Annotated in this window: 17 protein-coding genes; 11 read left to right on the forward strand and 6 right to left on the reverse strand. The window is 60.6% G+C overall.

The window, feature by feature from the left end:
* The first annotated feature begins 89 nt into the window (after positions 1–89).
* Both AB4072_RS05130 and prfB read left to right on the forward strand, forming a co-directional pair.
* Positions 90–2513: a penicillin-binding protein 1A gene (locus AB4072_RS05130; RefSeq protein WP_441965948.1), complete on the forward strand. Its 2424-nt coding sequence runs from the start codon at positions 90–92 to the stop codon at positions 2511–2513.
* A 125-nt stretch (positions 2514–2638) separates the two neighbouring features.
* Positions 2639–3767 (forward strand): peptide chain release factor 2 gene (gene prfB / locus AB4072_RS05135; RefSeq protein WP_441965950.1). Its coding sequence is split into 2 segments (ribosomal slippage): positions 2639–2707 and positions 2709–3767, totalling 1128 coding nucleotides; the frame shifts between segments, so codons are not numbered across the junction.
* Positions 3768–3831: 64 nt separating this feature from the next.
* Here the strand turns inward: prfB and AB4072_RS05140 are convergent.
* Positions 3832–4983, reverse strand: coding sequence for a matrixin family metalloprotease (locus AB4072_RS05140; RefSeq protein WP_441965952.1), 1152 nt, complete (start codon positions 4981–4983; stop codon positions 3832–3834).
* A gap of 90 nt (positions 4984–5073) precedes the next feature.
* Complete coding sequence (locus AB4072_RS05145; protein WP_441965954.1) at positions 5074–5538, reverse strand: peroxiredoxin; 465 nt, start codon at positions 5536–5538, stop codon at positions 5074–5076.
* Between the two features lie 172 nt (positions 5539–5710).
* Between AB4072_RS05145 and AB4072_RS05150 the strand changes: the two genes are divergently transcribed.
* Positions 5711–9187 carry a hypothetical protein gene (locus AB4072_RS05150; protein WP_441965956.1) on the forward strand — a complete coding sequence of 1159 codons (3477 nt, stop codon included), beginning with the start codon at positions 5711–5713 and terminating at the stop codon, positions 9185–9187.
* A 22-nt stretch (positions 9188–9209) separates the two neighbouring features.
* Here AB4072_RS05150 and AB4072_RS05155 read toward each other — a convergent pair whose 3' ends face one another.
* Positions 9210–9683, reverse strand: coding sequence for an NUDIX hydrolase (locus AB4072_RS05155; RefSeq protein WP_441965958.1), 474 nt, complete (start codon positions 9681–9683; stop codon positions 9210–9212).
* 106 nt (positions 9684–9789) lie between these two features.
* A complete protein-coding gene (gene tyrS / locus AB4072_RS05160; protein WP_441965961.1) occupies positions 9790–11064 on the reverse strand; it encodes a tyrosine--tRNA ligase in 1275 nt (424 codons plus the stop codon).
* 725 nt (positions 11065–11789) lie between these two features.
* On the opposite strand from tyrS, the gene AB4072_RS05165 reads away from it, so the two are divergent.
* Together AB4072_RS05165 and AB4072_RS05170 are read left to right on the forward strand one after the other, a co-directional pair.
* The gene (locus AB4072_RS05165; RefSeq protein ID WP_441965963.1) at positions 11790–13307 is read left to right on the forward strand and encodes a calcium-binding protein; all 1518 of its coding nucleotides are present in this window, start codon (positions 11790–11792) and stop codon (positions 13305–13307) included.
* Positions 13308–14150: 843 nt separating this feature from the next.
* Positions 14151–17411 (forward strand): calcium-binding protein, encoded by a 3261-nt coding sequence (locus tag AB4072_RS05170; protein WP_441965965.1) that lies wholly within the window; start codon positions 14151–14153, stop codon positions 17409–17411.
* Positions 17412–17493: 82 nt separating this feature from the next.
* Here the strand turns inward: AB4072_RS05170 and AB4072_RS05175 are convergent, their stop codons facing one another.
* Entirely contained in the window at positions 17494–18150 is a 657-nt protein-coding gene (locus tag AB4072_RS05175) for an alpha/beta hydrolase (RefSeq protein WP_441965967.1), read from the reverse strand.
* A 235-nt stretch (positions 18151–18385) separates the two neighbouring features.
* Here AB4072_RS05175 and AB4072_RS05180 point away from each other — a divergent pair, with 235 nt between their 5' ends.
* The 6 genes from AB4072_RS05180 (at position 18386) to AB4072_RS05205 (ending at position 24973) form a co-directional block, all read left to right on the forward strand.
* The gene (locus AB4072_RS05180) at positions 18386–19558 is read left to right on the forward strand and encodes a cysteine desulfurase family protein (protein ID WP_441965969.1); all 1173 of its coding nucleotides are present in this window, start codon (positions 18386–18388) and stop codon (positions 19556–19558) included.
* 71 nt (positions 19559–19629) lie between these two features.
* Positions 19630–21102, forward strand: a complete 1473-nt coding sequence (sufB, locus tag AB4072_RS05185) for a Fe-S cluster assembly protein SufB (protein WP_441965971.1) — start codon at positions 19630–19632, stop codon at positions 21100–21102.
* A 112-nt stretch (positions 21103–21214) separates the two neighbouring features.
* Complete coding sequence (gene sufC, locus AB4072_RS05190) at positions 21215–21967, forward strand: Fe-S cluster assembly ATPase SufC (protein WP_441965973.1); 753 nt, start codon at positions 21215–21217, stop codon at positions 21965–21967.
* 1 nt (position 21968) lies between these two features.
* A complete protein-coding gene (sufD, locus tag AB4072_RS05195) occupies positions 21969–23282 on the forward strand; it encodes a Fe-S cluster assembly protein SufD (RefSeq protein WP_441965975.1) in 1314 nt (437 codons plus the stop codon).
* A gap of 59 nt (positions 23283–23341) precedes the next feature.
* A complete protein-coding gene (locus AB4072_RS05200; RefSeq protein ID WP_441965976.1) occupies positions 23342–24577 on the forward strand; it encodes a cysteine desulfurase in 1236 nt (411 codons plus the stop codon).
* 99 nt (positions 24578–24676) lie between these two features.
* A complete protein-coding gene (locus AB4072_RS05205) occupies positions 24677–24973 on the forward strand; it encodes an SUF system Fe-S cluster assembly protein (protein WP_441966540.1) in 297 nt (98 codons plus the stop codon).
* 13 nt (positions 24974–24986) lie between these two features.
* Here the strand turns inward: AB4072_RS05205 and AB4072_RS05210 are convergent, their stop codons facing one another.
* Positions 24987–25400, reverse strand: a complete 414-nt coding sequence (locus AB4072_RS05210) for a helix-turn-helix domain-containing protein (RefSeq protein ID WP_441965978.1) — start codon at positions 25398–25400, stop codon at positions 24987–24989.
* Positions 25401–25865 lie beyond the last annotated feature (465 nt).

The following is a 25865-nucleotide window of genomic DNA, read 5'->3' on the forward strand; positions in this document are numbered from 1 at the left end:
ACAGAAGCCTCTTGCCCGGTTTTGGGGTATCATGTCTCGGATCAGTGCGAGCAAGCGCCTTCGGGCGTCGACAACGGACCTTTTCTCGGATGCGCATCGTCCTACGATTTTTCGGCTTCCTGTTTAGCGTCGGGGCGATTTTCTTCCTGATCGGAGCCGCTATTCTGGCCTATGGCTTCTGGCATTTCTCGAAGGATCTGCCGGACCATGCGCAGCTCGCCAATTACGAGCCGCCGGTGATGACCCGCGTCCACGCCACGGACGGAAGTCTGATTGCCGAATATGCCCGCGAGCGCCGGCTCTATCTGCCGATCCAGGCCGTGCCGAAGCTCGTCGTTTCCGCTTTCCTGTCCGCGGAGGACAAGAATTTCTACAAACATGCCGGTATCGACCCGGAGGGTATCGTTCGCGCCATCGTCGCGAATGTCGGCTCCGGCGGCAAGCGCGAGCAGGGCGCTTCGACCATCACCCAGCAGGTGGCCAAGAACTTCCTTCTCACCAACGAGCGCAGCTACGAGCGCAAGATCCGTGAAGCTCTGATCGCGCTGCGGATGGAATCGACCTTCTCGAAGGACAAGATTCTTGAGCTCTACCTCAATGAGATTTATCTCGGCCTCGGCAATTACGGCATTGCCGCCGCCTCGCTGAACTATTTCGGCAAGTCGGTTCACGAGCTTTCCATCTCGGAAGCGGCCTATCTGGCCGCCTTGCCGAAGGCACCGAACAATTATCACCCGTTCCGTCAGCGGCAGGCCGCTATCGGGCGTCGCAACTGGGTGATCGACCGAATGGTCGAGAACGGCTACATCTCCCGTGAGGTTGCTGACACCGCGAAAAAGGATCCGCTGAACGTCACCCCGCGCGTCATCTCCCCGAACAGCATCGCTTCCGGTTATTTCGCGGAAGGCGTGCGTCGTGAGATCGCCGAGCGTTACGGCGAACAGAAGCTCTATGAAGGCGGCCTTTCGATCCGCACGACGCTCGACCCGCGCATGCAGGCCATGGCTCGCAAGTCGCTGGTCGACGGTCTCGTCCGGTACGATGAAGCCCGCGGCTGGCGCGGAGCTCAGCAGAAGATCGAGCTTGCCGGTCGCGAATGGGGCCTGGCTCTGGCCGAGGTGACCTCGCTTGCCGACGTGCAGCCCTGGCGCATGGGTGTCGTGCTTGACGTGTCCGGCGGGCGCGCCCGCATCGGCCTTCAGCCGAAGAAGGATTCGTCGGGGCAGGTGGTCAAGGAGCGCGAACTTGGCATCGTGTCAGCTGACGGCGTGAAGTGGACCCGACGCACGGTCGACAAGGTTCTGTCCTCCGGCGACGTGGTTTATGTGGATCCGCTGGACGGCAAGTCGGACCAGTTCCGTCTGCGTCAGGTGCCGGAAATCTCCGGCGCCATCGTCGCCATGGATCCCAATACCGGCCGCGTCCATGCGATGGTCGGCGGCTTCTCGTTCGATCAGAGCGAGTTCAATCGCGCCACGCAGGCCCTGCGTCAGCCGGGTTCTGCCTTCAAGCCGCTCGTCTATGCGACGGCTCTCGACAACGGCTATACCCCCTCGACCCTGATCCTCGACGATCCGCTCACGATCAATATGGGCCCGGGCCAGGAAGCGTGGTCGCCGTCGAACTTTGAGAATGGCGGCGGTGGCGCGCACACGCTCCGTTACGGCGTGGAGCATTCCAAGAACATCATGACCGTGCGCTTGGCGCGGGACGTCGGCATGCCGGTCGTGGCCGAATATGCCCGCCGCTTCGGCGTCTATGACGACATGCTGCCGCTTCTATCCATGTCGCTCGGTGCGGGCGAGACGACTGTCATGCGCATGACGGCGGCCTATTCCATGTTCGTGAATGGTGGCCACCGCATCAAGCCGAGTCTGATCGACCGGATTCAGGATCGCAGCGGCAAGACGATCTATCGTCATGACGACCGTCAATGCGGCGGTTGCGATGCCCCACGCTTCGACGGCAACGGGCCGCCGAAACTCGCGGACAATCGGGAAGAGGTGCTCGATCAGCTCACCGCCTATCAGATCACCTCGATCCTCGAAGGCGTCGTGCAGCGCGGTACGGGTCAATCGATCAAGGCCGTCGGCAAGCCTCTCGCGGGCAAGACCGGAACGACGAACGACGCGAAGGACGTGTGGTTCGTGGGCTTCTCGCCGGATCTCGCGGTCGGGGTCTTCCTCGGCTACGACAAGCCGCGTTCGCTGGGTGCCACGGCGCAGGCCGCGCATTATGCGGCGCCCGTGTTCCGCGATTTCATGAAGATGGCGCTGAAAGACAAGCCTTCGACGCCGTTCCGTGTCCCGGCCGGCATCAAACTCGTGCGCATCAATGCGGGCAGCGGCACGCGCGCGGGTCCGGGCGATGCCGGAGGCGTGATCGTCGAGGCGTTCAAGCCCGGCACCGCTCCGCCGGATTCCTATTCGCCGCCGGTAGAGCCGGGGCCGGAGGCAGGATTGGTCTCGCCGGAGGCGCAGCGGGCAATCGGTGCCGGAACGGGCTTGTACTGACGCCACCCACCACATGGACAACGAATGGAAGCTGGATCATTCACAAGATCCAACTTCTTTACACGCTCCGGCGGTCCTCTTAAACGGGATCGCTATCCCAACGGCAGAGTTCAAAAAGCAAGACAATGCGCGCCGAAATTCAACACCTCGTAGATGAGACCAAGCAGTCAGTCGGGCTGCTGAGGAGGCATCTTTGACTGGGACAATGCCCAGAGACGCCTCGCTGAGCTGAACGCCAGCACCGAAGATCCCAACTTCTGGAACGATGCGGATGCCGCGCAGAAGATCATGCGCGAACGCACATCCATCGAAGATCAGATCAATGCGATCAAACGCCTCGAGCAGGAACTCGACGACGCGATCACCCTGATCGAACTCGGTGAGATGGAAGACGATCAAAGCACGATCACCGAAGGCGAGGAGGTGATCCGCGCCCTCCAGATCGAAGCCGCGCGCCGGCAGGTGGAAACGCTGCTCGCAGGCGAAGCCGACAGCAACGACACTTATGTGGAAGTGCATTCGGGCGCGGGCGGCACCGAGAGCCAGGACTGGACCAACATGCTTCAACGCATGTATGCGCGCTGGGCCGAGCGTCGGAAGTACAAGGTAGAACTTCTCGAAATCACCGACGGCGAAGAGGCGGGAATCAAGAGCGCGACGCTCCTGATCAAGGGTCTCAACGCCTACGGGTGGCTGAAGACCGAATCCGGCGTGCACCGTCTGGTCCGTATCTCGCCCTTCGATTCGAATGCACGCCGCCATACGAGCTTCGCGTCGGTGTGGGTCTATCCGGTGGTGGATGACCGCATCAACATCGAGGTCAAGGAATCCGATTGCCGGATCGATACGTTCCGCTCCTCGGGTGCCGGCGGCCAGCACGTGAATACGACCGATTCAGCCGTGCGTATCACCCACATCCCGACCGGCATCGTGGTGGCCTGTCAGCAGGAGCGCTCGCAGCACAAGAACCGGGCCACGGCCTGGAACATGCTCCGCGCAAGGCTCTACGAGGCCGAACTGAAGAAGCGGGAAGAGAAGGCCAGTGCGGAAGCCGCCGCGAAGACGGATATCGGCTGGGGCCACCAGATCCGCTCCTATGTGCTGCAGCCCTATCAGCTGGTGAAGGACCTGCGCACAGGCGCGCAATCCACGAGCCCGCAGGATGTGCTCGACGGTGACTTGGATCCATTCATGGAAGCCTCGCTCGCCCAGCGCGTCTATGGTGGTGGCGAAGCGGTCGATGATATCGACTAGCGTCCGGTAAATACGAGTCTGATCATGTTGATGGTGACATGGTCAGACTCTGCGAGACTGCGTCCTAGACGATGTAAAAACTGTCCCAGAAAGGAGCATCCGAATTGATCCCGAATTTGGCGAAGGCGATCTGCGCCAGGGGACCCGAGCCATCCGGATCGTAGAAGACGATCCGTCTGTCGTCGTCGTAGACGATCCGGTGATCCGCGTCGCTCGCATGAGTGTTTTTTGTAAAGGCGGCCTCGGACAGCCATCCTTTCGGAAGGGCCTTGAAGACCTTGGACGAGAGGACGATTCGGTCCAAACCGCTCGAATCGAGGCCGAACTGGAAGTCGACGATCTTGTCGATATTCTTTCGCGCATTGAGCGCGGTGGAGAATACGAAATCGTCGTTTCCATATCCGCCCGTGAGAGTGTCTTTTCCAAGACCGCCGTGCAGGACGTCGTTCCCGTCGAATCCATAGAGACGGTCGTTGCCCTTTTGACCTCTGATGACATCCTTGACGGCTGTGCCGAAGATCTTGTCCGAGTCGGATTTGCCGATCTGCGTCAGGATCTGCTTGGATGCTTGCCAACTCCACGCGGCAAGATGCGTACCGTCCTTCGACGGGGCGCCGTAGAGGGCTTGAATGGCCTCGATGTCGAGCCATCCGAGTTGGGGCGCTGAATACAGGTTTTCTCTTCCGGTATAACTCATCACCGTGTTGGTGATGTTGTCGAGTTCGGACGAGAGAAGCTGGTCGTTGTAGTCCATCTTGTGGAACGGATGCTTCAGCCCGAGCGCATGGCCGATTTCATGCAGCAGCACCAACGACTTGAAATTCCGGTCCTGCGTCAGCTCGTCCCGCGCGAGGGTGTTCAGGTAGACGTTGCCGTTGCTGAAGCTGCGATACAGATAGTCCTTGTCCGAATAGGATGAATACATCTCCGGGAATTCCGCATAGGCGGTGATGGTTTCCGAGGTTTTTTCCCATTGGAATTTCAATTCAGCGTTGTCGCCCCGCACCTCGATGAAGGAAATTCCCGACGCGTCGCCCCATTGTTTCAGCGCGGCGCGGGCCACGGCTTTGTCGGCGGCGTCGAATGCGGCCCAACCCGTCCAGGAAAAGCCGGATGTGGGGAATGAATAGGTGAGGATGACAGGGGTTCTCTGATCATTCAGAGACGGTTTGGAGTTCCAGCTGTAGCCGGAATGAAGGGCTTTGTAGTTCGGCATGGAGCAAGCTGGACCATAGAGGAGTGTGAAACCCTCTTAAACGAAATAACAAAGCAACTCAACCCTAAGTAACAACAAGACCGAAGGGCGCTAAAGCGCCCTTGCCGCCGCGAGCACCTCTTTCGCGTGGTCCGGCACTTTCACCTTCGGCCAAATGTTCGCGACCTTACCCTCGCGGTCGATGAGGACGGTGGTGCGCTCGACGCCCATGTATTTGCGGCCGTACATGCTCTTTTCGACCCAGACGCCGTAGGCTTCGAGCATGGATTTTTCCTCATCCGCCGCGAGAGGGAAGGCGAGGCCGTATTTATTGCGGAACTTGTCGTGGCTCTTGAGGCTGTCCGGTGAAATGCCGATGATTTCCGTATCGGCCGCTGTGAATTCATCCCGCAACGCTTGAAAATCCTTCGCCTCGAGGGTGCAGCCGCTGGTGTCGTCCTTGGGGTAGAAATAGAGCACGGCCTTGCGGCCCTTCAGCGCTTCGAGGCTGATTTTATCGCCGCCCGTCACCGGGAGTGCGAATTGCGGGGCTTTTTGTCCAAGGGTCAATGTCATGTTCGCCTTCCTTTCGGCGGATTGTCGGTGTTTGGGAGCCAAACAGCAATTCTGAACAAGATGATCGCCTGAACAAGATGGTCGAAAGGCGGTCAGGCGGGGTAAGTTCCCCGCGACTTGATTCCCACTCCTTGCCGACAGTTCAAGAACCGGATCGCTCAACATCGCCGGAATGAAGCAGTTTTCGATCAAACATAAGCGCCTCAAGGGCGCCGGACGGCCGAAGGCGCAGCGGAGCGTGATTGCACGCGTGCTGCGTGGGGCTCTCTATGTGAAGCTGGGTATCGTTCTGGCCGTGATCGTGTGCGCCGGATTGCTCTATGCGCGCCTGACCGCCGGCCCGCTCAGCTTCGGCCGGATGCCCGAGCGAATTGCCGAAGCCCTGGCCTCGCGCATCGGACCCGGTTGGTCGGTGACGATGCGTAATACCGCACTCGAATTGAGGTCGGGATCGCCAGCCCTGCGGGCCATCGGTCTGGACATTCGCGATCCCGACGGCGTGCTGGTCGTTCGGGCTCCTTATGCGACCGTCAGTGTCGACGGCATGTCGCTGTTGACGGGAAATCTGCAGCCGCGATCGATCGAATTACGCGACCTTCAGATTCGCGCGCTTGTCGGCAAGGATGGCTCGCTTTCGTTCTCTCCGGCGCCCGGTGGCGACGGAGCAGATGTTTCGCCTGTTCCGGCCGCTCCTGTGCCGCAGCCGATAACGACGGCGCAGAGCGGCGAGCAGGTCTCTCCGGTTTCGCGTGCCGTCGGCTCCCTCTTCACGCTTGTCGTCGGACGCTTCGGCATTTTGAGTTCGCTCGACCGGGCGCAACTCACGAATGCCAGCCTCACGCTTGTCGATGCGCATCAGAAACAGCGCGGAACCTTCAAGCGCGTCGATGCTGTTTTCGACAAGAACGCCGACGGCGATCACCATTTTGAAGCGATACTCGATGGGCCGCAGGGTGTATGGCAGCTCAATGGCGATGCCAGCGGCAACGACAAGGCAGGCTATCGCGCAACCGTCATTGCAGCCGATGCTCCGCTGGAAGACGTTCTTCTCCTTGCCGGTCTCTCGGCATTGCCCGCGACGACGGATCTTAAGCTCTCGGGGCGGATCGACGCCGCCTATGGGGCAGGCCGCCTGACCGATCTCAAGGCGCGCTTCACGAGCAATGCCGGCGCACTTCAAATCGACGACAGGGATACGTCGCCACTTCAGGTCGACAGTTCCACCATTGCCATGGCCTGGGATGAAGAGCGCCACCAGCTCGATCTCCAGACTCTTGAAATCAAGGGCGGAGAGACGTCCGTGAACTTGCAGGGCAAGCTTGCCTTGCCGCTGAACGGAGAGCCATGGCATTTGTCTCTGAGCGGCAAGAACGCCCGGCTGTCGGGGGCGACCAGCGGCGATCAGCCTGTCGAGCTCAGTTCCATCGAGGCCGATCTTTCTGGTCCTGAAGGTGTCACACTTAATTCGGTGAAGCTGCGCGGGCCGGGCGTCTTTGCCGATATTTCCGGCGTGCTCGGCACGCCCGCGGATCCCCGGAGCTTGCAACTCGATGTCCGGGCGTCGAATTCCAACATGCGCTCGGCGCTTCGCATCTGGCCGGAAGCTGTCGCGCCGCCTGTGCGAAAATTTCTCGTCAAGAATTTGAAAAGCGGCACGCTCGACAGCCTCGGGCTTAAAGTCGCCATGACGGGCGAGGACATGAGCAAGGCCATATCGGGGCGACCGATTCCAGAACAGTCGCTCAACATCGATTTCGCGATTTCGCAAGGCACGTTGAAGGCTGCCGAGGGGCTTCCGCCTGTCTCGAAGATGAATGTGGCGGGCAACGTTACCGGCATGAAAGTCATGCTTCGCGCCCCGACCGGAGAAGTGCAACTGCCCGAGGCCCGCAGCCTTGCGGCCTCCGATGGGACATTCACGCTCGGCAATTACTGGGACGAAGCCGCCGTCGCGCAGATCGATTTTCGCCTGCAAGGCGGGGCCGATGCTCTGTCTGGTCTTCTGAAAGAGCCGCTGATCCGCCAGATCGCCGGTTTCGATGCCGATCCCGCGAACACGAAGGGCAAGGCAGACCTTAGGGTCGGTATCGGATTACTCGTCAACAACGTCCCGGCCTTTGCGGATCTGCCGTTGACCGTGAACGGCAAGGTCACGGACCTCGCCGTGGACAAGATGTTCGGTAAGGATCGGCTCGAAGGCGCGGCGCTCGCCATCGCTTACGATCGCGGCTCCCTTTCGATCAAGGGCGATGGAAAACTCGCCGGCAGCCCCGCGACCATCGATGTTCGGCAGACGCGGGAAGGCGGCGAGGCGAATGTCGCTTTCACGCTGGACGATGCCGCGCGCCAACGGCGCGGAATGTCGTTCGGTACGCAACTGACCGGACCACTGCCGATCCGCGCGACCATGCCTCTCGGCAAGGACGCCAAATCCGGCATTCGCATTGAGGCGGATCTGACGAAAGCTGCCGTCGATCAACTCATTCCCGGCTGGGTGAAGCCGTCCGGCCGCCCCGGAAAGCTCACGCTGACGCTGGTCGAAGGGGCGACGAGCGAAGTCCGCGATCTCCAACTCGACAGCGGCGCGACGCAATTGCGCGGAACGGCGCTTCTCGGCGGGGATGGCTCCCTCGAAAAGGCCGACCTGACCACGTTCAAGATGTCTGCCGGCGACGATATGCGCGTGCAGTTCGACCGCGTCGGTGGTGTCTACAAGGTCATTGTGCGTGGCAATGTGGGCGATGCCAGGCCGTTCACGAAGTCTCTCGGTTCGTCTGCGCCGACCTCGGTTTCGAGCATTCGCAGCACGGCCCAACGCGATTCCAGGGACATCGACCTCGATCTCGCGCTCAATATCCTGACCGGTTACAACGACGAGGCGATCACCAACGCCACGATCAAGGCCTCCACTCGTAAGGACAGCTTGCGTCAGCTGGACATGAAAGGGCGGCTCGGATCGACAAACGTGATCTCGCGCACCATTCCGCAAGGCGGCGGTGCCGGGCCTGTCATCGTTCTTCAGGCCGAGGATGGCGGCGCTCTGCTGCGCTTTACGGATGTCTATCGCCGCATGTCCGGCGGCGATCTCATCCTGCAGATGACAACAGGTGACGGCCAGCAGCCCGGAGTGATGACCTTGCGGTCGTTCACTCTTCTCAACGAGCCGGCATTGCGTCGGATCATACCGACACAGACCCAGGTGGTCGCCGGTCGAGATAGTCAGGGGCGGGCGCAGAACGTGCAGGTCGATACGAACCGCATCGATTTCGCAAAAGCGCGTGTGGATTTCACGCGTACGGCCGGGCGCATCGATTTCAGGGATGCGGCCATCTGGGGCAACCAGATCGGCTTCACCCTGAACGGTTTTATCGACTACAATCACGATAAGATGGATATCAGCGGCACGTTCGTTCCGGCTTATGGCCTGAACAATGCGTTCGCTCAGGTGCCGCTGTTCGGCCCACTTCTCGGCGGCGGTCAATACGAGGGGTTGTTCGCCGTGAATTTCAGGGCATCGGGCGCGAGCACCGCGCCGACGCTCTCGGTGAATCCGCTCTCCGCTGTCGCACCGGGATTCCTGCGTAAATTGTTCGGGGCAGGCGGTGCGCTTGAGGCGGATACCGCGCGACCGTTGCCAATCGAGCGCTGAGGCTTTCGCGACTCGTCGGCCTCTATAGCGAAAGTGAGAGTTTCTGCGCTTGAAGCGTGACGGTGTCGACGTCGATGCTCACGCAGTCGAGCATGTCCAGCTCCGAGATCGCGAACCAGGAGGCCTCCATGGCGTCGTCTCCGGCAAAAGGTGAGCCGGAGATCCATCGGCACAAGACCGCGATCATCACGAATTGCTGGCGGATTTCACCGCGTTCATCCCGGTCGAACGCGTCGAGTGCGGTAAAGGCACCCTTCGCTTCCGCGCGGATCGTGGTTTCCTCGAAAAGCTCTCTGACCGCTGCGTCTTCTATCGTCTCGCCCGGATCGATCTTGCCACCGGGGAAACCCCACTTGCCCGCATCGGGAGGATTGGCACGGCGGACCAGCAGCACCCGGTCTTCATGGATGACGACAGCCAACACGGCGGCGACCGGACGCATTGTGGGAGGATGACGCGTGTCCGAATTCCGTGCTGCCGTATCACGCGATTTCATGGCGATCTCCGCCTGACGGAACGTCTTGCCCGGTGAGGGCGTGAAGGAAAACATTTGGAGAAAAGCATCCGGGTCCGATGCGTTCGAACCCGGATGCTTTTTATCTTCAGACGGCGCGCAGCAGCACGTGGCGCTTCTTGCCGAAGGAGAGCTTGATCACACCCTCCGGTGTCATATCGGTAAGGCGCAGGACGCCGCGTTCATCGGCGACGGTCTCGTCGTTGACCTTGAGGCCGCCGCTCTTGACCTGCCGGCGCGCTTCGCCCGTGGACGGAACCAGCTTGGCGTATTCAGGGCCGAAGGCGGTGAGCACGCCGAGGCCGGCTTCGAGAACGCTCGACGCAATCTCGATCGTCGGCAGGCTCTCCGCGAGGGTGCCTTGCTCGAAGGTCTTGCGAGCGGTCTCTTCCGCCAGATCGGCGGCTTCACGGCCGTGGAGGAGGGCGGTCGCTTCCGTTGCCAGAACCTTCTTGGCCTCGTTGATGTCAGCCCCTTGCAGGGCCGCCAGCCGCGCGACTTCATCCATGGGCAGGATCGTGAAGAGCTTCAGGAAGCGCGCCACATCCGCGTCCTCGGTGTTGCGCCAGAACTGCCAGTAATCGTAGGGGCTCAGCATGTCGGCGTTGAGCCACACGGCACCGGAAGCCGTCTTGCCCATCTTGGCGCCGGAAGAGGTCGTCAGCAGCGGGCAGGTGAGGGCGTAGAGCTGCGACGTGCCGAGACGGCGTCCGAGATCGATGCCGTTGACGATGTTGCCCCACTGGTCCGAGCCGCCCATTTGCAGAACGCAGCCATAGCGCTTGTGCAATTCCACGAAATCGTAGGCCTGGAGGATCATGTAGTTGAATTCCAGGAACGACAATTCGTGCTCGCGCTCGAGGCGAAGCTTCACGCTGTCGAAGGACAGCATGCGGTTGACCGAGAAATGGCGGCCCACATCGCGCAGGAACTCGATATAGTTGAGGGTCGTGAGCCACTCGGCGTTGTCCGCCATCATCGCGTCGACCTTGCCTTCGCCGAAGGTGACGAAGCGCGAGAACACGCCCTTGATGCTGGTCTTGTTGGCCTCGATCTGCTCGACCGTTAGAAGCTTGCGGCTCTCGTCCTTGCCCGAGGGGTCGCCGACACGCGTCGTGCCGCCACCCATGAGCGTGATCGGCTTGCCCGCGCCGGTCTTCTGCAACCAGTGAAGCATCATGATCGAGAGCAGATGGCCCACGTGAAGCGACGGTCCCGTGCAATCGTAGCCCACATAAGTCGTCAGCCGACCCTCCAGGGCGGCAGTGTCCAGACCCTCGAAATCGGATGTCTGGTGAATGAAGCCCCGCTCGGTGAGGACCTTCAGGAATTCGGATCGGGGCGCGTTCATCGCGGCTCTCATGGTATGCGAAATTGGATGAGGGCCGTTTAACAGCTTCGCCGGATCATTTCACGAGAAATTGCGTAAACGTATCTTGGGCTTGCCATCGGTACCGTGAGGAACTGGCAAGACTGACTTATCAGATGAGTTGTGTGAGGCCCATATCAACAAGCCATGATTGCATAGGAATATATATATGTTATAACATTTGAACTGCGAAGGTGCAGCCCTGCCGAAACTGGGAGAAGAGTGCGATGACAATGACGCAGCTTGAGCTTGAGTATCTTTTGTCATTTGGAGGAGTATTCAACAATCCACTTCTTGGGACAGGAAGTGGAACCAGCGGACCTGGAAGTGGCGACTCCGGAAGCGGTCAAGGTTCGTCGCAAGACGGGGGTTCCACAGATACTTACCTGGGTGAGACCATAACGACCGACTCCGGTACATTCTGGGTTGGCCGTAGTGGTTTAGTTTATAGAATTCTTGATAACGGAAGCTTGGTGTTGTCCAACATCGGTCAAATGTTCGGTGATGGGGCGCCATCCTACCCAGATGGAGGTGATACTACGGGTCGTCAGTGGGAATACATTGGCAATGACCACGGTAAATTTCAAACAGATGGCATATACATTATCAAGGAACGTCCTGATGGTACCGGGCAGTTGGTCGAGCCGGGCGAAGTGGTCGATGGTCCCCCTCCAGTAGACGGCGGAGCATCCACTCCTGGCCAGAATATCGAGCGTTCAGTGGTCCTATTTGTGGTGAATGGCAACGTTCAGAGAACCCTTCTGCAGGCCGGAACGCAGAACAATGATACTATATTCGGTACCAGCAGCTCCGATATTCTCTCTGGCTACGGCGGAAATGATCTCCTGAATGGTGGCGCCGGAAATGATGTCCTGCTTGGCGCGGCCGGGGATGACACATTGAACGGCGGCGCCGGGTTTGACGAGGCGTCTTACCAATTATCCTCATCGGCAGTGATTGCTAACCTTGCTGTTGGTACGGCCATTGTTGGCCTTTACGACGGTGACACTTTGGTCGACATCGAAGCCTTATCCGGCTCGGCTTTTGGTGACATGTTGATCGGTGATGCGGGAGCGAACCGCCTTTCGGGTAACGGAGGTGACGACCTTCTGATTGGCGCGGACGGCAACGACACTTTGTGGGGCGGCGCTGGCAACGATACGCTCTACGGCGATAGCGGCAACGACTTTGTCGCGGGCGGTGACGGAAGCGACATCATTCAGGGTGGCGCAGGTGCCGACACTCTGGACGGCGGCAACGACATTGACACGCTCGTCTATGGTGGTCCGGAGAGTGTTCTCGTCGATCTGCGCACCGGCGCAACCGGTGGCCAGGCGGCAGGCGACGTGATCAGCAACTTCGAGAACGTGGTCGGCGGGTCGGGCCATGACACGCTTTACGGCAGCGCTGGTGCCAATGAGCTGAACGGGCAGGCCGGCAACGACATCCTCGCCGGAGCGGGTGGCAACGACACGCTGTGGGGCGGTGCCGGCAATGACACGCTCTATGGCGACGAGGGCAACGATGCCCTCTATGGCGATGATGGCAACGATGTCATCGTCGGCGGTGCGGGAGCTGATATCCTGAACGGCGGCGCAGGCACCGACACGGTCGTTTATGGCGGCCCGGAGGGGTTCTTGGTCGATCTGGCCACCGGCGCGACCTCCGGTCAGGCTGCGGGCGATGTTATCAGCAGTGTTGAGAACATCGTCGGCGGGTCGGGCAACGACACCGTTTATGGCAGCGCCGCTGCCAACGAGCTGAACGGGCAGGACGGCAACGACGTTCTGGCCGGTGCCGGCGGCAACGACACGCTGTGGGGCGGCAACGGCAACGACTGGCTCGAGGGCGGCAATGGCGATGACCTGATCGCGGGTGGCAGCGGCGACGACCGTCTGGTCGGCGGTGCCGGCAACGATGCGCTGCACGGCGAGCAGGGCCGTGACACGTTCGTGTTCGACACGGCGCTGAATGCGGCGAGCAATGTCGATCAGCTCGTCGGCTTCAATGCGGCGGAGGATTGGATTGCGTTGAGCCGGAGCATCTTCTTCGGGAACGGCGCGCTGTCGCTGGCGGCGGGACCTGTCGCCACGGCTGACACGGCACAGATCGTCTACGACGCTGTAACGGGTGCGCTGTCATACGATGCCGACGGAAGGGGAACTGCAGCGGCGATCAAGTTCGCGCAGCTTTCAGCTGGTCTGACGCTGGCCTCCAGCAACTTCGTGCTGATCTGATCTCGCATCTTCGTTTCCAACAAACAAAAAGGGCCGGTCGAGCGACCGGCCTTTCTGCGTTCAGGACGATGTCGGGCTGCTTCGGCGGCTTTCCGGACCGGCGCGAGCCGGGACGCTTGTGGAGCGGCTGCATTCCGAACTCTTGGATCCTACGAATGAAGCCCAGTTCGCTGAGCAATCCTGGAAATAGGTGACTGACAGAGCTGTTGAGTTGAGGAGTGCGCGCATTCGCAAGTGTTTTACCCGCCGGCGAGCATTTCATCTTGAGACAACTTCCAATTTGTAGGTCGCTGTAACTTTATAACATATGGTCTATGACACACCAGGAGATTCTATATGGCGCAGGCCCCTCAAGCTACCAATCCTCTTTACGTGGATCCCAACGCGCAGGCTCTCCTGTCAGGGGAGCGCTGGACGAGATCCGTCGTGACCTACAGCTTTCCGGATCAGGTAACTGATTATCCTTATCCTGTGAGTGGGTTTTTCCAATTAAGTCTTTATCAGCAGAGCCTTGTACGAAGTGTTCTTGAGGGATCTTTCTCCCAGGAGATTGAGGGTAGCTATAATCTTCTGAGTTCCGTTGAAGCAATTACTAATTTGGATCTTTCATATATAGGCGAGACTATTTCCGACATCGCTTTTCAAGTCGATGCTCTTAATGGCGCCTATGCGCATCTTCCTGACGGTACTCCTAGGGCAGGCGATGTAGCACTTGGGCTCAATTATAATAACCAGTCTATCTACGGACATTATGTAGCCTATCACGAGATAGGCCACGCCCTGGGCTTGGGGCACGGACAAGGTGTTATGACGCCGGACCGCGACACGAAAGAGTTCGCGATCATGACTTACACTGACTATATCGGCGATCCCGACATTAACTTCGGCGAGGGCGATGATGCCAGTGGTTACATGATGTACGATATTGCGGCCTTGCAGTATCTATACGGAGCGAACTTCAATACCAACAACACCGACAGCGTCTATTCCTTCAATCCTTCCTCGGGTGAGGTTTTCCTCAACGGTGTCCAAAAGGTCAAGCCGTTCAGGAACATGATCTTCATGACGCTCTGGGACGGCGGCGGCAACGATACCTACGATCTCAGTCCCTACTCCACCGATCTCACGGTCGATCTGGCGCCCGGCGGCTGGTCAGTATTCTCCCAGCAGCAGCTGGCGAACCTGTCCGATGACCGCCTCATCAAGGCGCGCGGCAACGTCTTCAACGCGCTGCAGTACAACGGCGATCCCCGTTCCCTGATCGAGAACGTGCAGGGCGGCTCGGGCAACGACAAGATTTACGGAAATATTGCAGGCAACACACTCAGCGGCAATTTCGGCAACGATACCTTGAGCGGCCGGGACGGTAACGACACCCTCTATGGTGGCGAGGGCGACGATACGCTCTATGGCGGAGAAGGCCATGACTCCCTTTATGGCGGAGCCGGCAACGATGCGATTTCAGGTGAAATTGGCAATGATTTCATCGACGGTGGCGATCTGAACGATGCGCTTTACGGTAACGATGGCGACGATACCATTCTTGGTGGGCGCGGTAACGACCAGGTACGCGGCGGCGCAGGCGCCGATTCCCTGGATGGAGGTGAAGGATACGATCTCCTGAGCTACATCGAGGACACGACCGGCGTGTCCGTCGATCTGAGATTCAATATGGTGAGTTTTGGAATAGCCCACGGCGATCGGATCAGCAATTTCGAAGCCGTGGAGGGAGGCTCGGGCAGAGACACGATCTTCGGCAGCCATGGCGATAACACGTTATACGGACAGGGGGGCGATGACATCCTCTATGGCGAGTATGGAGCCGACACCATTTGGGGCGATGACGGCAACGATGCCCTCCACGCTGGCAACGATTATTCGGGAGACACGGTCTACGGAGGATCCGGAAACGACACGATCTACGGTAGTCTGGGAGGCGACCTGCTGTATGGCGGGATCGACAACGACAGCATCTATGCGGGTCAGGGTGAGGACTGGCTCGCAGGGGAAGACGGCAACGACTTCCTTCAGGGAGAGAGCGGCAACGATGTCATTCTTGGCAGCGCAGGTGCCGATATCATGGATGGCGGCGATGGCATCGATACGCTCGACTACGGCGGGGATACGATTGGTGTCGAGATCGATTTGAGAGTCAACTGGGCAAGGTTTGGCCATGCTCAGGGTGATCAGATCAGCAACTTCGAGAACGTGTACGGAGGCTGGGGCAAGGATACGATCTCCGGCAGCGGCGAAGGCAATGCTCTATCCGGGCGTGAAGGCGATGACGCCATCTACGCTGGCGGAGGCAACGACACTGTCTCTGGTGGCGCCGACAACGATCTCCTTTATGGCGAGGACGGTCAGGATAGCCTCGTCGGCGGGAGCGGCAATGACTCGCTGGTTGGCGGAATAGGCGATGACACATCGTGGGGCGGCCAGGGCGATGACGTAATCCAGGACGGGTACGGCAACAACTACCTGGCCGGTGAGGACGGCAATGATTCCCTGCAAGGTGGAGACGGTGAAGACACGCTGGTTGGCGGGATAGACAATGACACGCTGTGGGGAGGGCGGGGCAATGACCTCCTCTACGGCGAGGACGGCAATGACTTCCTCGTTGGGGACTTACTCCCCACCGATGTCGGCAATGACAAGCTCTTTGGCGGCAATGGTGATGATGTCATCATTGGCGATGCCGGCGCCGACACGCTGGATGGCGGCAGCGGCATCGACACGCTCTCATATGGCGGCGACAAGTTCGGCGTTTACGTCGATGTGCGCACCAACTCGGTCTTCTATGGCCAAGCCGCGGGTGACGTGATCAGCAACTTCGAGAACGTCACCGGCGGCTCTGGCAACGACACGATCTTCGGCAGCCTCGACGCCAATGTTCTGCGGGGGCAGAAGGGCGACGACACTCTCGCCGGCGCGGACGGCAACGACACCCTGTGGGGCGGCGAGGGCAAGGACTGGATCGAGGGCGGCAACGGCGATGATCTCATCTATGGTGAGATCGGAGACGATCTCATCCAGGGCGGTGCGGGCGCGGACACGCTGGACGGTGGCGACGGCAACGACACGCTCCAGGGCGGCACTGAAGGCGACCGCATCTATGGCGGGATCGGAGACGATCTCATCCGGGGCGATGCGGGTGCGGACATAATGGACGGCGGTGACGGCATCGACACGCTTTCTTATGACGGAGATGTGGTCGGAATCTATGTCGACCTGCGCACCGGTACGGCTCCTTACGGTGATCAAATCAGCAACTTCGAGAACGTGATCGGCGGGTCGGCTCGGGACACGATCTACGGCACTCTCGGCGACAACGTGCTGTCGGGGCAGAATGGGAACGATACCATCGGCGGCAGTGATGGGCGTGACACACTCTACGGCGATGCCGGTAACGATTTGCTCGAGGGCGGTAGCGGCGATGACATCATTTATGGTGGAAACGATAACGATCTCGTCCGGGGTGGAACGGGTGCTGATACGATGGACGGCGGTGCCGGCATCGACACGCTGGATTACAGCGATGATACAGTGGGCGTTGGCGTCGATCTACAATTCAATCTTACCAGCTATGGCTCGGCCGCCGGTGATCAGATCAGCAACTTCGAGAACGTCACCGGCGGATCGGGATGGGATATGATCTTTGGCAGCTCCAGCGACAACGTGCTGCGGGGACAGTACGGCAATGACCTCCTTTTTGGCGGGATGGGCAATGACACCCTCTGGGGCGGCTTTGATGATGACAGCCTTTACGGCGGCGCTGGCAACGACACGCTGTATGGCGAGGCTGGACGCGACACCTTCGTGTTCGATACGGCGCTGAATATTTACACCAATGTCGATCAGATCGTGGGTTTCGATGTGGCCGATGATCTGATTGCCTTGAATCGGAACATTTTCAGCGCGTTTGGCACATCGGTGTCTTTGACGGTGGGACCAATCGCCACTACTGCAGGCGCGCAATTGGTTTACGACAACATAACGGGACTTTTGTTCTACGATGCGGACGGGGGAGGGGGAGGTGCCGGAGTGAGGTTCGCGCAATTGGCGGCTGGTCTAGCCCTGACGGCGGGCAATTTCGCCCTGGTCTGATCCACAAACCGATCTCTGGACCAACAAACAAAAAGGGCCGGTCGAGCGACCGGCCCTTCTGCGTTCAGGAGGACTCGGCGGCTCAGGCCGCTTCTTCGACCGAGCCCAGACGCTTGTTGAGATAGTCGTCGACCGATGTCATCAGTTCGTCGACCTTACCGTCGAAGAAGTGGTTGGCGCCCTCGACGACGGCGTGTTCGAGCTTCACGCCCTTCTGGGTTTTCACCTTCTCGATCACGCTGACCACATCCTTCACCGGGGCGACACGGTCTTCCGAGCCGTGCACGAATAGGCCGGAAGAGGGGCAGGGGGCCAGGAACGAGAAATCGTAGCGGTTCGCCATGGCGGCGATGGAGATGAAGCCCTCGATCTCCGGGCGGCGCATCAGAAGCTGCATGCCGATCCAGGCGCCGAAGGAGACACCGGCGATCCAGCAGGCGCGGGCGTCGGGATTGATGGCCTGGGCCCAGTCGAGTGCCGCCGCGGCGTCCGAAAGCTCGCCCTGGCCGTGATCGAAGGCGCCCTGGCTGCGGCCGACGCCGCGGAAGTTGAAGCGTAGAACCGAGAAGCCGCGGTTCAGGAAATTATAGTACAAGTTGTAGACGATCTGGTTGTTCATCGTGCCGCCGAATTGCGGGTGCGGATGAAGAACGATGGCGATCGGGGCCCCTTTCTGCTTCGCGGGCTGATAACGTCCCTCGATGCGACCGGCAGGGCCCGTGAAGATGACCTCAGGCATAATGCGTTGACCTCTTGGCAGCTGCCCTCCTGGGGGAGGGTGCAGATCTCAGGGCGGCCTTGACTCAAGGCCCCTGTTTTCCTTAAAATCCTTAGAATAATTCTAAGTACTGTTGCCGTTGGGCCACTGCAATGGGCAGGGCGGCCGTTCGACACGCGGTGATTGGATATGGTTGCGATGCTTTAGCACGGCAACCAGGGGCAATTGCAAGGTTTTCGTGAAGGGGTCCGTTCGCATGGCGACAAGCCGGCGCAGCTATCTGGATTACAACGCGACCGCGCCGATGAGGCCCGAGGTCGCGGGTGAGATGGCGCGCGTCTTCATGCTGTCGGGGAATGCCTCCTCTGTCCACGCGGAAGGTCGCGCCGCGCGGGCTGAAATGGAAACAGCGCGGGAGCGTGTGGCTGCGCTGGTCGGCGCTTTGCCCAAAAACGTCATTTTCACGAGTGGCGGCACCGAGGCGAACAATCTCGTCTTGTCGCCATCCCTCCGCCGCGCCGGAAAGCTGGGTGCGAGGCTTTTGCTCATCGGAGCAACGGAGCATCCGTCCGTGCTCGGCGGGCATCGCTTCGCGGCGGAGACCGTGGAGCGCATTCCGGTTGATGTGAACGGCGTCCTGGATCTGCCCTGGCTCAAGGCCCGGCTCGAAGATGCCGGTGACAGCCTAGTCTTGGTTTCCGTGCAGGCTGCCAACAACGAAACTGGCGTTTTGCAGCCGCTAGCCGCCATCGCTGCGTTGGTGCGAGAGCAGGGGGGTTATCTCCATGCCGATGCGGTGCAGGCCGCCGGCAAGATTACCCTCGATATGGCCGCGCTCGGCGTCGATGTTCTGACGCTCTCGGCTCACAAGCTCGGCGGTCCCAAGGGGATCGGCGCGGTCGTTCTGGCTTCTGATCGGATCGAGATTACGGATCGGTTGATCCGGGGCGGCGGGCAGGAGCGCGGCTATCGAGCTGGAACCGAAAACGTTGCCGCCATCGTCGGCTTCGGGGTTGCGGCTGAGATCGCGCGGGCCAATCTGAGCGAGGAAGCGGCTCGCATCCGGGCGTTGCGGGACGAAGTCGAGGCGGAGATAAGGCGGCTTGTGCCGGAGGTGACGATCTTTGCTGCAAGCGTTGATCGGTTGCCAAACACCGTATCCTTTGCCATTCCCGGCACCCGTGCCGAGACGGCTTTGATCGCTTTCGATATGGGAGGGGTCGCTCTCTCATCGGGATCGGCCTGCTCTTCGGGGAAGGTCAAGCGGTCGCATGTGCTCGATGCCATGGGCGTCGAGCCTGCGGTTGCGGAAGGCGCTTTACGCGTCAGTTTGGGGTGGATGACCACGAAAGAAGACGTAGCCCGCTTTGCGGAAACGTGCGAAAGAGTGGCCTCAACCCTATATAAGCGGAAGGCGAACGTGGCCTGATTAAAGGCCTCGCTCGTCATCCAATGTCATCAACCCGCGGTCCTTGAAACCGTGAGCGGTGGGAGAGACAGATGCCTGCTGTGCAGGAGACGATCGACCAGGTCCGGTCGATCGACGTCGATCAGTATAAGTACGGCTTCGAAACCGAAGTCGAGATGGAGAAGGCTCCCAAGGGGCTCTCCGAGGATGTGATCCGTTTCATCTCGGCCAAGAAGGGCGAGCCGGAATGGATGCTCCAGTGGCGTTTCGACGCCTACAAGCGCTGGCTCACCATGACGGAGCCGAACTGGGCGCGGGTGTCGTACGACAAGATCGACTACAACGACATTTATTACTACGCCGCGCCGAAGAACAATCCGGCGCCGAAGTCGCTCGACGAAGTCGATCCCGAGATCATCAAGACCTACGAGAAGCTCGGCATTCCGCTGCGCGAGCAGGAAATTCTGGCCGGCGTCGAGCCGAAAAACCGGGTGGCGGTCGATGCGGTGTTCGACTCGGTCTCGGTTGCTACAACCTTCAAGGAAGAGCTGAAGAAAGCCGGCGTGATCTTCATGCCGATTTCGGAAGCCATCCGCGAATACCCGGATCTGGTGCGCCAGTATCTCGGCACGGTCGTGCCCGTCACGGACAATTTCTTCGCGACGCTGAACTCGGCTGTCTTCACGGACGGCTCGTTCGTCTACATCCCGCCGGGCGTCCGCTGCCCGATGGAGCTGTCGACTTACTTTCGCATCAACGAGAAGAACACCGGCCAGTTCGAGCGCACGCTCATCATCGCCGACAAGGGTTCCTACGTCTCGTATCTCGAAGGCTGCACGGCCCCGAAGCGCGACGAGAACCAACTGCATGCGGCGGTGGTCGAGCTGATCGCGCTCGACGATGCCGAGATCAAGTATTCGACGGTGCAGAACTGGTACCCGGGCGACGCCGAAGGGCGCGGCGGTATCTACAACTTCGTGACCAAGCGCGGCGATTGTCGCGGCAAGAATTCGGTCATCACCTGGACGCAGGTGGAGACGGGTTCGGCGATCACGTGGAAGTATCCGTCCTGCATTCTGCGCGGCGATAATTCGCGCGGCGAATTCTACTCGATTGCGGTGTCGAACGGCATGCAGCAGGTCGATTCCGGCACGAAGATGATTCACCTCGGCAAGAACACGACCAGCCGCATCATCTCGAAGGGCATTGCAGCCGGCAAGTCCGAGAACACCTATCGCGGTCTCGTCTCGGCGCACCGCAAGGCGAGCGGCGCACGCAACTTCACGAACTGCGACTCGCTTCTCATCGGCAATCAATGTGGTGCTCACACGGTGCCCTACATCGAGTCGAAGAACGCAAGCGCCGTGTTCGAGCACGAAGCGACGACCTCGAAGATCTCCGAGGATCAGATGTTCTACTGCCAGCAGCGCGGCCTTTCGGCCGAGGAAGCGACGGCACTGATCGTCAACGGCTTCGTCAAGGACGTGTTGCAGAAATTGCCTATGGAGTTCGCGGTCGAAGCGCAGAAGCTCATCTCGATCTCGCTCGAAGGGTCGGTGGGTTAATCGTCATCCCGGCCAAGCGAAGCGCGAGCCGGGATCGCGAAAACCAGTTCAATTCGGATAACGATCCCGGCTCGGCTGAAGCCGTCCGGGATGACGTGAATGGAAATTCAAAATGCTCGAAATCAGGAACCTCGTCGTTCAGATTGAAGACAAGCGCATCCTCAACGGTCTCGACCTCACCGTGAATAACGGCGAGGTGGCGGCCATCATGGGGCCGAACGGCTCCGGCAAGTCGACGCTGTCCTATGTGATTGCCGGCAAGGCGGATTATGAAGTCCTCGACGGCGAGATCCTGCTCGACGGGGCGAACCTCCTGGAGATGGCGCCGGATGAGCGCGCGGTGGCGGGCGTGTTCCTCGCGTTCCAGTACCCGCTGGAAATCCCGGGCGTTGCGTCCATGACATTCCTCAAGGCGACGTTGAACGCGCAGCGCAAGGCACGCGGCGAGGCGGAGCTGACGACCCCGGATTTCATCAAGCGCGTCAACGCGGCGGCAGAAAAGCTCGAGATCCCGAAGGACATGCTCAAGCGCGCGCTGAATGTCGGCTTCTCCGGCGGCGAGAAGAAGCGCATGGAAATCCTGCAGATGGCGCTGTTGCAGCCGTCCTTCTGCATCCTCGACGAGACGGATTCCGGCCTCGACATCGACGCGCTTCGCATCGTGTCCGAGGGCGTGAATGCGCTCCGCTCGCCGGATCGTTCGTTCCTCGTCATCACGCACTATCAGCGCCTGTTGAACCACATCGTGCCGGATTCGGTGCACGTGATGTCGTCTGGCCGCATCGTGAAATCGGGCGGCAAGGAGCTGGCGCTCGAACTCGAAGCAAACGGCTATGCCGATTACAGGCAGAGCGAGGCCGCGTAACATGGCGGACGTCACCCTCATGAAGACGCCGGCGGAAACCGCGCTGGTGCAGGCGTTCGACGCCGCGAAAACCACGCTGCCGGGCAGCGCGGAATCGCGCGCGGAGGCCTTCGAGCTTTTCGCCGAGCGTGGGCTGCCTCATCGCCGGGTCGAGGAGTTCAAGTACACGGATCTCCGCTCCCTGATGCGCGAGGCCGCGCCCTTCGCGCCGACGCCGTCCGCGCAGGAGGCGAAGGCCGCGTTGCAGAACGCCAAGGCTTTGCCCGGCGTCGAGGCGCTTCAGATCCCGTTCGTGAATGGGCATCTTGTTCGCGACGCGATTGATTTTGCAGCGCTGCCGGAAGGCGTCGAAATCGTGCCCTTGGCCGATGCACTGACCGATGGGCACGATTGGCTCGCCAAGCTCAGCCCCATCGAATGGGCTCGCCAGAACCCGGTCTATCAGCTCAACTCCGCCTTCATGGCGGATGGCGTGCTGGTGCGCCTGTGGGGCGATGTGACGACGCCGGTTCATCTACGCTTCGTCACGTCAAGCGCTTTGGCGGTTGCGACGGCGACGCGGATTCTCGTCATTGTCGAGCAGGGCGCTTCCGTCACGCTCTTCGAGACGCATGAGAGCACGAACGGCGCTAACCATCAGCCGAACGACGTGGTCGAGCTGCTCGCGGGTGACAACGCGAATGTTCACCATGTCCGCGTCAACGCGGAAGGCGATCAGGCGCTTGCGCTCTCCACCTTCGCGGTGAAGCTCGGCGCGGATGTCATGTTCAACACGGTCAACGTGTCGGCAGGCTCAAATGTCTCGCGCCATCAGGTCTTCGCGGTTTTTGAGGGTGAGAACACCAAGGCGCAGATCAACGGCGCGACGATGCTGAAAAGTCGCCAGCATGGCGACACGACCCTCATTGCCGAGCATGCCGCGCCCCATTGCGAGAGCCGCGAATTGTTCAAGACGGTGGTCGATGACGAGGCCACGGGCGTGTTCCAGGGCAAGATCATCGTTCCGCATCAAGCCCAGAAGACAGACGGTCGCATGATGTCCGCCGCGCTTCTGCTTGGCGACGGCGCGTCGATGAACAACAAGCCGGAACTCGAAATCTTCGCGGACGACGTGCAGTGCGCCCACGGCGCGACCTGCGGCCAGCTCGACGAGGATCTTCTGTTCTACCTCATGGCGCGCGGTCTTCCGAAGAAGGAAGCCGAGAGCCTGCTGGTTCAGGCGTTCCTGGGCGAGGCCATCGAGACGGTCGAGAACGAGGGCGCGCGCGAGGCGCTGGTCGGCATTGTCGAGAGCTGGCTGAGGGCGCGGGGTTGACCTCACACGTCATGGCCGGGTCAAGCCCGGGCATGACGATGATAAACGAAGGTTGGACGATGAACGCACCTTTTGCGCCCTACGACGTCGAAGCGATCCGGGCTCAGTTTCCGATCCTGTCGCAGCAGGTCTACGGCAAGCCGCTCGTCTATCTCGACAACGCGGCCTCCGCGCAGAAGCCGCGCGCGGTGATCGATGCCATGGTCAACACCATGGAGACCGCTTACGCGAATGTTCATCGCGGCCTGCATTTCATGGCGAACGCGGCGACGGAAGGTTTCGAGAATGCGCGCGAGACCGTGCGCGCGTTCCTCAATGCCGAGTCCGTGGATGAGATCATCTTCACGAAATCGGCGACGGAGGCCTACAACCTCGTGGCGGATTGCTTCGGGCGCATGGGGATCGGGGAGGGGGACGAGATCATCCTCTCCATCATGGAGCACCATTCCAACATCGTGCCGTGGCACTTTCTGCGCGAGCGTAAGGGCGCAGTGATCAAGTGGGCGCCGGTGGACGACGAGGGCAATTTCCTCGTCGAGGAATTCGAGAAGCTCTTTACGCCGAAGACGAAGATCGTCGCCATCACACATATGTCGAACGTGCTCGGCACTGTGACGCCGATGAAGGAGATCATCCGCATTGCTCACGCTCATGGTGTGCCGGTGCTGGTGGACGGCGCTCAAGGCGCGGTGCATCTGAATGTGGACGTGCGCGATCTCGATGCGGATTTTTACGTGCTGACCGGCCACAAGGTCTATGGCCCGACCGGTATCGGCGTGCTCTACGGCAAGCGCGAATGGCTGGAGAAGATGCCGCCTTATCAGGGCGGCGGCGAGATGATCCGCGAGGTCACCAAGGATTTCGTGACCTACAACGACCCGCCGCACCGTTTCGAAGCCGGCACCCCGGCGATCATCGAGGCGGTGGGCTTAGGGGCGGCCTTGCGCTTCATGATGGATCTCGGGCGCGACAGGATCGCGGCTCACGAGGCGGCCTTGTCGGACTATGCCCATCAGCGCCTTGGCGCCATGAACTCGCTGCGGATCATCGGCCGCGCGAAGGGCAAGGGCGGCATCATCGCTTTCGAGATGAGGGGCGCGCACGCTCACGATGTCGCGACCATCATCGACCGGCAGGGCGTCGCCGTGCGCGCCGGAACCCATTGTGCTATGCCGTTGCTCGAACGCTTCGGCACCACCTCGACCTGCCGTGCGTCGCTGGCGCTCTACAACACGACGGCGGAAATCGATAAGCTCGTTGAAGCCTTGCAAAAGGCGGAAACCCTGTTTGCCTGAGGACGACCTGTGAACGCTCAAACACCTCCCCATGACGCAGCGCCCAACGCGCCGCAGGTCAAGCCAGGCTCGGCGATCCCGCCGGAAGAACTCGACCGCATGACCGACAGCATCGTCGCGGCCCTCAAGACCGTCTACGATCCCGAAATCCCGGTCGATATCTACGAACTCGGCCTGATCTACCGCGTCGATATAGACGACGACCGCAACGTCGCCATCGACATGACCCTGACCGCTCCGGGCTGTCCCGTGGCTGGCGAAATGCCCGGCTGGGTCGAGAACGCTGTCGGGGCCGTTGAAGGCGTGCAGAGCGTGACGGTTACCATGGTCTTCGATCCGCCATGGGACCAGAGCCGCATGTCCGACGAGGCCCGCGTCGGCCTCGATATGTGGTAGCTTCGGAACGGCATCACGCTTTCGCTTCGGCGATGGCCCGCACGAGCGCCAGCACCTGACGGCGCAGGCTGGGATGGGCGATGGCGGCGAAGGCCTGGAGCAGGGGTAGGCTCTGCGGTGTGTCCAGCACGAGGATCGGTGATCCGTCGGCCTGATCATCCGCGTCGTAGAAAGACGCGACCGGAACGCTCAGGACCCGCGCGATCTCCTGCAAGCGGCTCGCACCGATGCGGTTCGTGCCCCGCTCATATTTCTGGACCTGCTGAAAGGTGATCCCGAGCGCCTGGGCCAGTCTCTCCTGACTCAACCCGATGGCGATGCGCCTCAAGCGCACGCGCTGACCGATGCGCTGGTCGGCGGCGCTGGGCGCTTTGGCGGCGTTTGGTTGGGCAATTGGCGCTTGGGCGCGGTCTGACGACGTGCTCATGAAAAACTCCCCCGTGGCGGTGAACGACCACCAGCGGCGCTGGTGGTCGGGGAGCTAGAAGACCGCCAGTAGACGGCCGCGATGACCTTTAGGCTTGCGCCCTGGACATGCGCCATCGCCTCCCCGGCCATAGGCTGGGAAGGCATCGTTAGCGGCCGATGCCGGCCGCTACTGGAGGGGCTTCTAGACCCCAGAACCGGCTGCGGCCGGCTCCGGCTACGAGATAACACGGGAACGGGGCAAAGGGTCAATGGTGGGCCGACGGCTCTCCCGTCATTCCGGGACCGCGCACCGTTCACCCCACCTCATCCTGAGGAGGTCACGCAGTGACCGTCTCGAAGGAGGGTCCAGCGCGCTCTGGAGACGCCTCGCCCTTCGAGACGCTGCTTCGCAGCCCTCAGTGTGAGGCTGCGTACATGCTTTCGCCACTCCGAGGCCGCGCGCCGTTCACTTCGACCCTCATCC

The organism is Microvirga sp. 2MCAF38 (assembly GCF_052115485.1).
Classification (GTDB): Bacteria; Pseudomonadota; Alphaproteobacteria; order Rhizobiales; family Beijerinckiaceae; genus Microvirga.

What these genes read in the sequence shown, in the direction of transcription:
- AB4072_RS05130 (WP_441965948.1), top strand. Translation starts at nt 90, where the DNA reads ATGCGCATCGTCCTACGATTTTTCGGCTTCCTGTTTAGCGTCGGGGCG.
- AB4072_RS05140 (WP_441965952.1), bottom strand. Translation starts at nt 4,983, where the DNA reads ATGCCGAACTACAAAGCCCTTCATTCCGGCTACAGCTGGAACTCCAAA.
- AB4072_RS05145 (WP_441965954.1), bottom strand. Translation starts at nt 5,538, where the DNA reads ATGACATTGACCCTTGGACAAAAAGCCCCGCAATTCGCACTCCCGGTG.
- AB4072_RS05150 (WP_441965956.1), top strand. Translation starts at nt 5,711, where the DNA reads ATGAAGCAGTTTTCGATCAAACATAAGCGCCTCAAGGGCGCCGGACGG.
- AB4072_RS05155 (WP_441965958.1), bottom strand. Translation starts at nt 9,683, where the DNA reads ATGAAATCGCGTGATACGGCAGCACGGAATTCGGACACGCGTCATCCT.
- tyrS (WP_441965961.1), bottom strand. Translation starts at nt 11,064, where the DNA reads ATGAGAGCCGCGATGAACGCGCCCCGATCCGAATTCCTGAAGGTCCTC.
- AB4072_RS05170 (WP_441965965.1), top strand. Translation starts at nt 14,151, where the DNA reads ATGACTTACACTGACTATATCGGCGATCCCGACATTAACTTCGGCGAG.
- AB4072_RS05175 (WP_441965967.1), bottom strand. Translation starts at nt 18,150, where the DNA reads ATGCCTGAGGTCATCTTCACGGGCCCTGCCGGTCGCATCGAGGGACGT.
- AB4072_RS05180 (WP_441965969.1), top strand. Translation starts at nt 18,386, where the DNA reads ATGGCGACAAGCCGGCGCAGCTATCTGGATTACAACGCGACCGCGCCG.
- sufB (WP_441965971.1), top strand. Translation starts at nt 19,630, where the DNA reads ATGCCTGCTGTGCAGGAGACGATCGACCAGGTCCGGTCGATCGACGTC.
- sufC (WP_441965973.1), top strand. Translation starts at nt 21,215, where the DNA reads ATGCTCGAAATCAGGAACCTCGTCGTTCAGATTGAAGACAAGCGCATC.
- sufD (WP_441965975.1), top strand. Translation starts at nt 21,969, where the DNA reads ATGGCGGACGTCACCCTCATGAAGACGCCGGCGGAAACCGCGCTGGTG.
- AB4072_RS05200 (WP_441965976.1), top strand. Translation starts at nt 23,342, where the DNA reads ATGAACGCACCTTTTGCGCCCTACGACGTCGAAGCGATCCGGGCTCAG.
- AB4072_RS05205 (WP_441966540.1), top strand. Translation starts at nt 24,677, where the DNA reads ATGACCGACAGCATCGTCGCGGCCCTCAAGACCGTCTACGATCCCGAA.
- AB4072_RS05210 (WP_441965978.1), bottom strand. Translation starts at nt 25,400, where the DNA reads ATGAGCACGTCGTCAGACCGCGCCCAAGCGCCAATTGCCCAACCAAAC.